General features: G+C 67.5%; 6 protein-coding genes. 2 read left to right on the forward strand and 4 right to left on the reverse strand.

Annotated elements, in window-relative coordinates:
• Positions 1–150 precede the first annotated feature (150 nt).
• On the forward strand, positions 151–927 hold the full coding sequence (locus tag AC1DXS_RS24215; protein WP_477739990.1) for a TerC family protein: 777 nt from the start codon (positions 151–153) through the stop codon (positions 925–927).
• Complete coding sequence (locus AC1DXS_RS24220) at positions 920–1,522, forward strand: tRNA-uridine aminocarboxypropyltransferase (RefSeq protein ID WP_477739991.1); 603 nt, start codon at positions 920–922, stop codon at positions 1,520–1,522. Before AC1DXS_RS24215 ends, AC1DXS_RS24220 begins: the two co-directional genes overlap by 8 nt.
• Position 1,523: 1 nt before the next feature.
• On the opposite strand, the gene AC1DXS_RS24225 is transcribed toward AC1DXS_RS24220, so the two are convergent.
• From AC1DXS_RS24225 to AC1DXS_RS24240, 4 genes are all read right to left on the reverse strand, one after another.
• Positions 1,524–2,123, reverse strand: coding sequence for an ABC transporter ATP-binding protein (locus AC1DXS_RS24225; RefSeq protein WP_477739992.1), 600 nt, complete (start codon positions 2,121–2,123; stop codon positions 1,524–1,526).
• A gap of 64 nt (positions 2,124–2,187) precedes the next feature.
• Positions 2,188–2,682 carry a hypothetical protein gene (locus tag AC1DXS_RS24230; RefSeq protein ID WP_477739993.1) on the reverse strand — a complete coding sequence of 165 codons (495 nt, stop codon included), beginning with the start codon at positions 2,680–2,682 and terminating at the stop codon, positions 2,188–2,190.
• A gap of 286 nt (positions 2,683–2,968) precedes the next feature.
• Positions 2,969–11,113 carry a glycoside hydrolase family 94 protein gene (locus AC1DXS_RS24235; protein ID WP_477739994.1) on the reverse strand — a complete coding sequence of 2,715 codons (8,145 nt, stop codon included), beginning with the start codon at positions 11,111–11,113 and terminating at the stop codon, positions 2,969–2,971.
• A gap of 4 nt (positions 11,114–11,117) precedes the next feature.
• Entirely contained in the window at positions 11,118–11,345 is a 228-nt protein-coding gene (locus AC1DXS_RS24240) for a hypothetical protein (protein ID WP_477739995.1), read from the reverse strand.
• Positions 11,346–12,026: the final 681 nt, after the last annotated feature.

Below are 12,026 nucleotides of genomic sequence, written 5' to 3' on the forward strand. Positions count from 1 at the left end.
CAAGCGCCGCTGGCCCCCACCCCTGCCCTCCCCCCCCTGCCCTCCCCCAGCGGGGGAGGGAGAAGGAATGCAATGGCGACTTGCTGGTGTAATACCTTTGTGGTCGCTACTAAAGCAGCGTTAGATCATTGAAAAGAAAGAGGCCAAGCCATGATGGAACTGCTCACCGACCCGCAAGCCTGGATTGCCTTTGCCACCCTGACCGCGCTGGAACTGGTGCTGGGCATAGACAACATCATTTTCATTTCCATCCTGGTCGACAAGCTGCCCAGGGAGAAGCAGGAAATGGCGCGCAAGAGCGGCTTGTTCATGGCGATGTTCATGCGCATAGGCTTGCTGCTGGTGCTGTCCTGGATCATCGGGCTGGTGGAGCCCTTGTTCACCGTGCTCAAGCAGGAGATATCCGGGCGGGACCTGATCCTGATCGGCGGCGGCCTGTTCCTGATCTGGAAGAGCACTGGTGAAATTCACCAGTCCATGGAAGGCGAAGAGGGCCATGCCTCCAGCGCCGTCAAAGCCACCTTCGCGGCCGTGATCGTACAGATCATGATTGTCGACATGATCTTTTCGCTGGACTCCATCATCACCGCGGTCGGCATGGTCGACAGCCTGGCGGTCATGATCGCCGCGGTCATCGCCTCGGTCGGCCTCATGATGCTGTTCGCGCCGGCCATAGGCCGCTTTGTCTCGACCCACCCGACCATCAAGATGCTGGCTTTGTCCTTCCTGGTGGTGGTGGGTGTGGTGCTGATCGCCGAAGGGCTGGACCACCATGTACCCAAGGGTTATGTCTACTTCGCCATGGCCTTCTCGGTGGCGGTGGAAATGCTCAACATCCGCATGCGGCGCAAGACCGCCAAGCCCGTGCACCTGCGAAACGCCTATTCGGCTGACGACGGCAAGGCGGCGGACCGCCCCCGTGACTGAGCCGGCCGGGCGCGCGGCCTGCGGCATCTGCCTGCGGCCGCAAAGCGCCTGCATCTGCCAATGGGTCACGCCGGTGGCGCATGAAGCCGAGGTGCTGATCCTGCAGCACCCGCTGGAAGCGGGCCATGCCAAAAACACCGGCCGCCTGCTGCAGCTGAGTTTGCCGCGCAGCCGCATGCTGACAGGTGAAGTATTTGAAGAGGCTGAGCTGCGTGCGGCGATGGCCGAAACGCCTGCCTATGCGGTGCTGCTATACCCGCCCACACCGCAGGACGATGAAGTGCCTGCCCTGGGCCTTGAGCGACTCAAAGACCCGTCGCGTGTGCGCCTGGTGGTGCTGGATGCAACCTGGCGCAAGAGCCGCAAGATGCTGCACCTCAACCCGCTGCTGCGGCGGCTGCCGCGGCTGTCGCTGGAGGATGTGCCCGCCTCGGCTTACCTGATCCGCAAGGCCCACAAGCCGGGACAGCTGTCCACGCTGGAGGCGGCTTGCGCGGCACTCGCGCAGCTTGAAGGGGATGCTGGTCGCTACCAGCCGTTGCTCGAAGCCTTTGACGGCTTTGTGACGCAGCAACAGGCCTTTGTTCCGAAGTAGTTCAGTCGCCCAGGTCGATCACGCCGGCCAGCGGAACACCGCTTGGGGCCGCATAGTCCGCAATCACCGCCGCGCGGCCGGCTTGCGTCGAAATGGCCTGAAGCTGCTCTTTGACAAAGGCAATCGAAGGCGCATCGAGCGCGGCGAAAGGTTCGTCAAGCAGCAAGAGCGCAGCGCCCGAGGCAAACGCCGCCGCCAGCCAGACCTTGCGCTTGGACCCCGTGGACAGCATGAAGAGTTGCTTGTTGATATGCGGCTCCAACCCCAAGCCTTCGACCAAGGGGGCCAGCAACATCTCGTCAAAGCCGGGATAACGGTCGCCCAGGGATGCAAAAAATTGCGGCGGCGTGAGCTGGTCGAATTCGGTGCTACGCGGCTCCATCCAGAACAGTTGCCGGCGATAGGCCTCGGCTTGCTCTTTTAGCGGTGCGCCATTCAACTGCAAGCGCCCGGCATCCGCAGTCAGGGCGCACGCCATCAAGCGAAGCAGGGTGCTTTTGCCGCGCCCGTCGCCGCCTTGCACCAACGTGACGCCGGGCAGGATTTCGCCGGACCAGTTGGCGAGGATTTCGATGTGGGGGTTGGGGTAGCGGAACCACAAGCCTTCAATGGTGAGTATGGCAGGATGGCCAACACTCGATAGAACACTGGCATTCACTGGCATGTCAGGCAGCATCTCCGCGCTTGCCTCGCTTACGGAGATACAAACCAATCACGGTCACCAGTCCAAGGACAAGGAATGCACAAAAGCCAAGGAGCGGCTTCAGCGGCATTAATTCCCAAGTACCCATTTCCCACCAATAGGCAAGCTCGCGCGCAAGCACCGCCAGCGGAATGGCGACGGCGCCTAAACCGCCAATAAGAAGTCTTTGGTCGGAGACGGGTTTTGTTTTGGCGATCTCCGCAAATTCAGCACGGTCGTAGCTGCCGAAGGCCCGGTACAAACGCCCGACCACATACGCTATGGCGAACTCAAAAAAAGCGGCGAAAAAGAAGGCTGCGAGACCCTTGGACCAGTCTTCCTTCCAGAACTCAATCAGTCCACAAATCAGGCCTACCAGTAGCGCCGATTCAGCAGAGCCTTTGGCAACATCGAGAGTTCGATAGTGCAGAACAACTGGAGTGACAAAAAAAATTGCGAGAATTGTATAAACCAACATCGCTACAGCAACCTAAGTTTGAAGTGTCCAGCATAGCTGTGAAATGCTGCAAAGCGTCAAGACAGCCAGTGATCAAGTGGTGGACTGATTTTCTACCCAAACAAGCGGCGCGGACCCCGAATTCCGATCGGCCCTGGTGGGCTACCTGGAGTGGGTTCGCGGCTGGCGGTCATCAACTCGCAGCCGGGCGCTGTCGTCGATCCCGATGGGCCCATGCCGCGTTGGGGTTGGGGCGAGGTCAAGGGCCCGTACCTCGGTTGACGCTTACCGAGGTTTATCGAAGCGGTCAGCCTGTAGCCTGCACAAGCAGGCGCGCAGCTTCCGGCAATTCGGCAAGCAACACCACCTGCCCGGGCGCGACCACACGATCCGCCTGAAAGCTGTCTTCAGCCACCGCGCCTTCGCGCCGCCAGCGAACCGTCAGCGCATGGCCCTGCACTTCCAGGGCGATCTCAAACGAAGGCCAGTGCGCCGGCACACAGGGCGACAACGAGAGTTCGCCCTGCTGCACGCGCAGGCCCAGAATGTTTTCCAGCGCGGCGCGGTGCAGCCAGGCGGCCGAGCCGGTGTACCAGCTCCAGCCGCCACGGCCCACATAGGGCGCTGTGCCGTAGATGTCGCCGGCCATCACATAGGGCTCCAGCTCGTACACGGGCCCGCGCACGGGGTGTTCGCTGCGATGGGCGGGGCTCAGGGCCTGGAAGCTGTTCCATGCGGCCTCGGCGTCGCCGGTGGCGGCCTGGGCCATCATGGCCCAGACGGCGGCATGTGAATACTGGCCGCCGTTTTCGCGCACGCCGGGCGGGTAGGCCTGGATGTAGCCGGGGTTGTTGTCCGAGTGCTGCAGCGGCGGCGTGAGCAGGCGCAGCAATCCCGCCTCGGGATCGACCAGCTGTTCGTTCATGGCCTGCATGGCGGGGACTGTGAATACGTCGGTGGAGGCGCCGGACAGCACGGCCCAGGCCTGGGCGATCAGGTCGATGCGGCATTCGCTGTTGGCGGCGGAGCCCAGCGGCGCGCCGTTGTCGAAGAAGGCGCGGCGGAACCAGGCGCCGTCCCAGCCGTCCTTGTGCAGCGCGCTGATCCAGCCCTGGCGCGCGGCCAGCCAGCTGTCGGCGCGCTTGTCGCCGCGCGCACGTGCCAGCGGCTCGAAGTCCTGCACCACGCGGCATAAAAACCAGGCCAGCCACACCGATTCGCCGCGGCCTTCATGGCCCACGCGGTTCATGCCGTCGTTCCAGTCGCCGGTCCCCATCAGGGGCAGGCCGTGCGCGCCGGTGGGCAGGCTGCGGTCCAGCGTGCGCGCGCAGTGCTCAAACAAGGTGGCGCTTTGCGCGCTGGTTTGCGGCGCGTAGTAGGCGTCTTCCGCGCCCTCGGGAATCGCCGGGCCGTCGATGAAGGCGATCTCTTCGTCGAGGATGGCCGCGTCGCCGGTGACCGCGACATACCAGGCGCAGGCATAGGGCAGCCACAGCAGGTCGTCGGAAAAATGCGTGCGCACGCCTTCGCCGCCGGGGGCGTGCCACCAGTGCTGCACGTCGCCCTCGGGGAACTGGCGCGAGGCGTTGAGCAGGATCTGCCGGCGCAGGCGCCCGGGCTCGATCAGGGCAAAAGCCATGGCGTCCTGCAGCTGGTCGCGAAAACCGAAGGCGCCGCCGGCCTGGTAAAAACCGGCCTTGGACCACAGGCGCGAAGCCAGCGTCTGGTACAGCAGCCAGCGGTTGACCAGCGCATCGAACAGCGGGTCGGGCGTACGCACCTGTACCTTGCCCAGCAGGCCGGCCCAGTAAGCCTTGACCTGCTCCAGCGCCGCGGCCGTGTCGCGGCCTTGCCAGGCGCGGGCCAGCTCCCCGGCCTGGGCCGCATCGCCGGCGTGGCCCAGCACGAAGCTGAGCGTGAGGCTTTGGCCGGGCTGCAGGGTGATATCGCCGGCCAGTGCGGCGCAGGGGTCTGTGCCGGCGGCGGCGTTGCGGCCCAGGGTGGCGGGTGGCGCGAACCGGCCCGCCGCGTCAAAAAACTCGCCGCGGTCGCAGGTCCATTGCGGCGCGCCGGGCAGGCCGGCCAGCGCCAGGAAGGCGGTGCTGCCGCCGAAGCCGGCGCGGCTTTCGCGCTGCTGGCCGAAGACGGCATGGAGTTCGGCGTCTTTGGCCCGCCAGGTGTGCACGGTGCGGCGTTCGTGGCGCGCCGCGCCCATTTGCCACTCCACCATGGCCAGGGCGCGCAGGCGGCGCACATCGCTTCCCCGGTTGTGCAGGTGCACTTGCACGCATTTGACAGAGTCGTTGAGGTCGGCGAACCAGGTGGCCTCTACCTTGAGTGCGCCATGCAGGCGCTCAAACACGCTATAGCCCTGGCCGTGGCGCACGCGGCAGGATGTACCGGCCTCGGCGGAGGCGCCCAGCGGCAGCGGCTTGAGCGTGTCCAGGTCCTGCAGCAGGTAGTGCTCGAAGCTGGGGTCGGTCACCGGGTCGTTGGACCAGGGCGTGAGCTGGTGCAGCCGGCTGTTGCCGGCCCAGGTGTAGCCGGCGCCGGTTTCCGAAACCTGGAAGCCGAAGGAGGCGTTGGCGATCACGTTGACCCAGGGGCGCGGCGGGCGGTGCAACTCATCGACCTCGAACTGGAATTCGCCGGTGGCCGGGTCAAAACGGCCCAGCGGGGTTTGCGGCAGCTGCGCCGCCCGCGGGCTGCGCGGCGCGGGAGCCATGCCGGCGCGGCTGGGCGCGCCGCCCAGGGCCTGCAGAGCACCCGCCTGCAGCTCCAGCGGCCTGCCGTCGGCCGCGAGAATGAAGCGGGCCAGGCCGGTCAGCGCGGCTTTTTCGGAAGGCGCGATTTCCTGCTCGCGCAGCAGGAAAAAGCCGCCCGCATCGCTGCGCGGAAAACTGTTCTCGGCCTGCTGCAGCGTGCGGTCGCGCAGCGCGAGGATGTCGCGCTGCAGCGGCATCAGGTAGGAATTGGCCTCGCTGTTGAGGATGACCACGTCGGCGGCCAGGCCGCAAAAACTCCACCAGGGCTGGGCCCGCAGCAGCGCCTGGACCAGCGCCATGCCGTCGCTCGAGTGGATCAGCACCAGCACGATGGGCTTGTCGCCCGAGAGCCCGAAGCGCCAGAGCTGGCGCTGGTCGATCAGGCCGCGCCCGGCCGCCGGCCGGGCGCAGCTGTACATCAGCGCCGTGTTGATGTCCTGCAGCGCGGCGTTTTCGCCGGGGTCCACGCCCAGGTCGCGCAGCCGCACCTGGGCCAGCGTGGCGGCCATGCGGGTGGCGCGCTCCACGTGCATGGGCTGCAGGTATTTGTCGATGCGTGCCGCCAGCTCGTCCTTGTCGGCCGCGGCGGCGGTGGCAAAGCTGAGCCGGGCCAGGCCGCCGGCGGGAATGCGTATGCGCACGCGCAGGCCGGCCACCGGGTCCAGGCCGTTGATGGGCGCGCCGCCCTCGCCATGGGCTTCGGCCAGCAGGGCCGGCTCGCCGGCCCCACGGTTGCGGCCCAGGAAGGCGCGCCGGTCCGAGATGAAGTCGATGGCGCGCACGTTGGCCTCGGAGTCGGCCAGGAAATGCGCCACCGCCATGGCCGGGTCGCCCTGCAGCCGGGCTTTGCGCGACAGCAGCAGGGCGCGCCATTCGGAATGCCACTCGGTCTGCACGAAGAGGTTGGAAAACGCCGGGTGCGCCTCGTCGGCGCGCGGGTCGGTCAACACGGCCTCAAAGCAGGAAATGACCTCCAGCGTCACCTCTGCATCGGAGACGTTGCGCAGGGTGACGGTGCGCAGCTCGGTGTCGTCCTCGGGGCTGACCAGCACGGTGACCGTTGTCTCCAGCGTGTCGGAGGCCATCTCGAACTGCACGCGGTCGGCCAGGAAGGTGGCCTGGTAGCGCCAGTCGGGGTGCGGCGCCGGGTGCTGCGTGACCGAGGAGACGCGGTCCTGGCCGGCGGGCCGCAGGTAGATGAAGCTGCCGCAGGCATCGCGCAGCGGGTCGTCGCGCCAGCGCGTGATGTTGTAAGTCCTGTTGCCGCTGCGCCAGCGGCTGACGCCGGCGCCGTTGGCGCGCAGCGCCACGCTGTAGCGCCCGTTGGAGAGCAACTGCGTGGGTTGCCAGCCGGGCGCGGCGGGATCGACCACGCGCGAATGGTAGAGCCGGGCTTCGGCGGCGTCCTCGGGTTCGGGCAGCGCGCGCGGGTCGGCGCTTTCGATGATCTGGCGCGGGGTTTTTTCGTGCAGCAGCGAATCAAAGGCCTGCACCAGCGGCGCAGAGGCGAACCAGCGGCGCGGCGCCTCATCGCACAGCACGTTGCACAGCGCCACCAGCGACATGCCCTGGTGGTGCGCCATGAAGGTGTTGACCAGGCTCAGAGCCTGCGCGCCGGGCTGGCGCGCGACGGTGAAGTCCAGCGCGTCGACAAAGCCGTACTCGCCGCGCGCGCCCCATTGCTCAAGCTGTCGCAGGTTGGCGACGGCCTCGCGCGGCATGAACTGCGCGGCCATGATGCTGGCGTAGGGCGCCACCACGCGGTCCGTGGGCGGCGTGCGGCGCAGGGCCAGGCGCGGCACGCCGAAGGGCGAGTACTGGAAAGCCAGCGTGTGGTCCTGGGCGAAATAGGCCGATTCCGAGACGCCCCAGGGCAGGCCCTGGGATTGGCCGTAAGCCTGCTGCTCCTTGACCGCGGCCAGGCCCGAGACGTGCAGCAGGCCCTCGTCGGGCTCGCTCATGACCAGCGAGGGCATCAGGTATTCGAACATCGAGCCCGACCAGGATTTGAGGCCCGGCGTGACGCCCACCGTCAGGAAGGCGCGGCCCAGCGCCTGCCAGTGGCGGCGCGGCACGTCGCCCTTGGCGATGGCCAGGAAGCTGGTCAGGCGCGCCTCGGAGGCGATCAGGTCGTAGTAGCTCGCGTCCAGCGCCTGTTCGTGCACGCGCAGGCCGATGTGGAACAGGTGGCGCTTGGCGCTGTAGAGGCCGCTGAAGTCCATGGCCATGCACAGGCGCTCGCAGCGACCGGCCAGCTGCATGAGCGGTGCGAATTCGGCCCCGGCGGTGTCCGGCTGCCCGGCCAGCAGTCTGCATGCTTGCGCCACCGCCAGCAGGTGGCCGGCGAAGTTGCCGCTGTCGACGGTGGAGACATAGGCCGGCGGCAGCACCTGCAGCGTGCGGGTTTCATACCAGTTCAGCAGGTGGCCCTGGTGTTTGGGCAGGGCCTCCACGGTGTCCAGCGTGGCGGCCAGGCGCGCCGCCATCTCGCCGGTGGATATCCAGCCGAACTCGCGCGCGCAGGCCACGGCCATCAGGTACAGGCCGATGTTGGTGGGCGAGGTGCGGTGGGCCAGCGTGGGCTCGGGCTCCATCTGCAGGTTGTCGGGGGGCAGGTGGTGGTCTTCCGGGCCGACCACGCGCTCAAAAAAGCCCCAGGTCTGGCGCGCCAGTTTGAGCAGGTAGTCGCGGTCGGCGGTATCGGGTGCGGTGTCCGGGTCTGCCGCTTGGGGTTTGCTGCCCCACCACGCGACCAGCGGCGCGAGCGCCCACAGCACAAACAGTGCGGGGCCGATGAAGGGATGGGGGCTCCAGCAGGCGGCCGCGGCCAGCGCCAGGCACAGCGCGGATACGCCGGCATGGCCGCGCGCAAAAGCGCCCGGCGTGTAGCGTGCCGAGGCCTGGGCCTGGGCCGCGGTGGTCCACTGCAGCAGGCGCCGGCGGCTGGCGGCCATGCGCCACAGCGCGCGCGTGATCGCGTCCAGCAGCATCACGGCCTGCACCGCGAGCTGGCTGAACTGCCACAGGGCCTGTGCCAGGGCGCGCCCCACATCGCGCATGCCGACGTCGAAGAAATGCAGCCAGGCGATGCCGCGCCGTGTGGGCACCAGCCCGGCGAGCGCGCCCGTCAATGGACCGACCAGGAAGGCGAGGAAAGTGAAGGCGATCGCCGTTCCCGGCGGCAGCGCACCGGTGAAAACCACCCAGGCCAGCAGCGCGAGGCCGGCCGGTGCGACCAGCGAGCGGCGCAGGTTGTCGGCCATGCGCCACAGGCCCAGGGCGTCTATGCCGAAGCTTGGGGCGCGCAGCATCAGCGGCAGCAGCTGCCAGTCGCCGCGCGTCCAGCGGTGCACGCGCGAGGCGGCCACGCCGGCATGGTGCGGCTGGTCCTCCATCAGCACCACGTCGCCGGCATAGCCGCAGCGCGCGATGCTGCCTTCGAGCAGGTCGTGGCTCAGGATGGCGCCTTCGGGCAGGCGCTGGCCCAGCACGGCGTGCACGGCTTGCACATGCAGCAGCCCCTTGCCGGTGAAGTTGCCCATGCCGAACACATCCTGGTAGAGGTCGGAGGTGCCGCTGCTGTAGGGGTCCAGGCCGCGCTGGCCGGCGAACAGGGTGTGAAAGGGCGATCGCTCGCGGCGCGCCGGCAGGGGCGTGGCCACGCGCGGCTGCAGGATGCCGTAGCCGGCGACGACGCGCCGGCTCTTGCGGTCCACCTGCGGCGTGTTGAGCGGGTGGGCGGCAATCGCCACCAGCTCGCGCAGGGCGCCGGCGGGCAGGCCGGTGTCGCTGTCCAGGGTCAGCACATACGGCGTGCCTTCGGCCAGCCGCATCTCCGCGCCGACAGGCGTGAAGGGGGAGGCCGCGCGCTCGGCCAGGTGCCGCAGCAGCATCTCGAGCTTGCCGCGCTTGCGCTCCCAGCCTATCCAGCAGCGCTCCGTGGCCGACCAGCTGCGCGGCCGGTGCAGCAGCACAAAGCGCGCGGGCTGGCCGGGGGGCGCCGGGTAGCTGGCGTTGAGGGCGCGCAGCCGGGCCAGCGCGTCGCCGAACAGCGCCTGATCGCCGGGCGCGCGCTCGGTGTCGGCATCGGCCCAGTCGCTCAGCAGCGCGAACTGCGCGTTCGCTTCGCGGCAGGCCAGCCAGTGCAGCTGCAGCCGGCGCACCAGTTCGGCATTGGCCTCCGCCGACGTGAGCATGCAGGGAATCACCACCAGCACGCGGTGCTCGGGCGGAATGCCGGCGCCGAAGTCCAGGCGGGCCAGCGGCTGTATGCGGGTGGACTCGGCGATCAGCCGGTGCATCAGCGCGACCATGGCTTCCGAGGCCGGCAGGGCCATGAGCAGTACCGCCACCCAGCCGGTCCAGGGCAGGGCGGCCAGCGGATGCGCGGCCCAGGCCAGCAGCGCGGCGGTGCCGGCGAACCACACCGCGGCGAACAGCGGCAAACGCCAGGCGCGCGGTGTCTGGGCAGGCGGCAGGGGCTTGCGCGGGCCGGTGGATGGGCGCAGCGCGGCCTCGAGCAGCGGGCGGCCCGGCCCTATCAGGTAGTAGCCGGCGGTGCGCGCGACCATGGAGTTGTTGGGCTGGCGCGCGGCGGCCAGCACGGCTTCGGCGACGGCGCGTTCGGACTTGCCGGACTGCTGCGCCAGCCTTTCCATGGCGCGCGTGATCTGCTGGCGCGTGACCTCGCTTTCGCGCGAAAAACTCGGCAGGCGGCGCAGCACCTGCAGCGAGTGGCTCACGGGCTCTATCAGCTCCGCCCATTCGACCTGGCCGATGAGCCGCAGCGTGGTGATGATGTTGCCGACCGTGAGGTTGGCGGCCACCTGCACGGTCTGGCCTTCACCGATCATGCCCAGGCCGTCGGTGCAGTGCTGCGCGGCCCAGTGCACCAGCGGCAGGGGCGGCGGCGCGTCGGGCTCGGGGTGGCCGGCCGGCATGCGCTGCCAGAGCTGGGTCAGGTAGCTGCGCTCCAGGCCGTGGGCCTGCATCAAGGCCAGCAGCTCGTCGAGCTCGCGCAGGCTCAGCGCTTGGGCCTTGTCCCAGGCGGCATGGGCCACCTCGCGCGCGACCTTGTTCCAGGCGATGCGGTCGGCCATGCGGCGCAGGTTTTCCAGCAGCACCACGCGCAAGGTGGTGGGCAAGGCCCAGAGTTCGCCGAGGTTGAGTTCGCTGACCTCCTGATAGGCGTGCAGGAAGGCGGTGAACAGGACAGGGTCGAGCACGCTGTCGGTGTGCGCCACATAGGCCCAGGCGATGCCGTAGACGCGCGGCAGGCCCTGCAGCGGCTTGTCGGCCAGCTTGGGCAGGTCGGCGTAGTAGCGGTGCGGCACGCCGTCCTGGATCTGCTGCAACTGCGCCTCGACCAGGTGGAAGTTGTCCAGCAGCCATTCGGCGGCCGGCGTGACGTAGTGGCCGCTGCGCGAGGTCAGCGCGATGTAGTCGTAGGCCAGGCGTATGGCGGCGATGTTTTCCTGCACGCGCGGGAAAAACGGCGGGCCGGTGCCGGTGCTGCCGGCGGGCAACACGCTTTGCGCCGCGGCCAGGCTGCGGCCGTGTTCCTCAAAACGCTGGGCGCCGAACAGTTCGGCGCGTATGGGTTGCTGGATGTCGCCGCGGGGGGAGGCGAGAAGTTGCCGGGCGTAGGCGCTTAAGGTGTCCAGCCGCTCGATGACCGGCGTAGTCACACGCTCAGGCTAGCGCGAGCAGGCCGACACAGATCGCCATGATGAGCGCGACCGTCACGATGCGCGGCGAGACCACGGAATGCGCGGACTGCAGCCCGCTCTGGAGCGTGAAGAAGCGGCCGCGCGAATGCGCGCACTGGTCCATGTGCGACGCCAGGTCGGCGGCATCGGTGGAAACAAAATCGTTGCGAATGGCCGACGGTGTGTCGGCCATGATCTCCAAAGTGGTCATGATTTTGCGCTCCGGGCTGGGGTGGGCAATGCGTGCGGAATGCGGCATTGCCCCGAGTTCAAGAAGCTGTTCACAATCCAAACGGAGCCATGAACAGCTTCTAGCACCATGCTAAGACCCGGCACCGCAAGGTGCCATCGGAAGACGCTGGAGTTTGTCTAGGACAAAGCCTACACAACGGGGTGAGTATGCGCTTCTCGAATACCCCTACGGTTTGCTAACCCGGCGGCAAGTGTTTCTTCTGAGTCTGCTGGCCGGGGTTGCCCGGCGGCAACTCACTTTCTTTTGCTTCGCCAAAAGAAAGTAAGCAAAGAAAAGGCGACCCTGGTGTCTGCGTCCCCTGCGCTTCGCTCCGGGGCAGCCTGCGGTGCTCGGTCCAGACGGGGTCAAAAACAACTCGCTTCGCTCAAACACGTTTTTGCCCTTATCCGTCTGGACCTGCGCTCCTCGGCGCATACACAAGGGGGTGGGAGAAAAAATACCGAATACCTAAGAAACAAGGACACGCCCTGGCGTGTCCTTGTTTGTATTTGTCTTCTTTGTCTTTGGTATTCGGTTCCCGTTCCCGCTTTCCCCGTCCTGGCTGGGCCGAGGAGCGCAGAGACAAGCGGATCAGGGCAAAAACGTGTTTGAGCGAAGCGAGTTGTTTTTGACCCCGCTTGTCTCGAGCACCGCAGGTTG

Source organism: Polaromonas sp. P3_B1, from assembly GCF_056402935.1.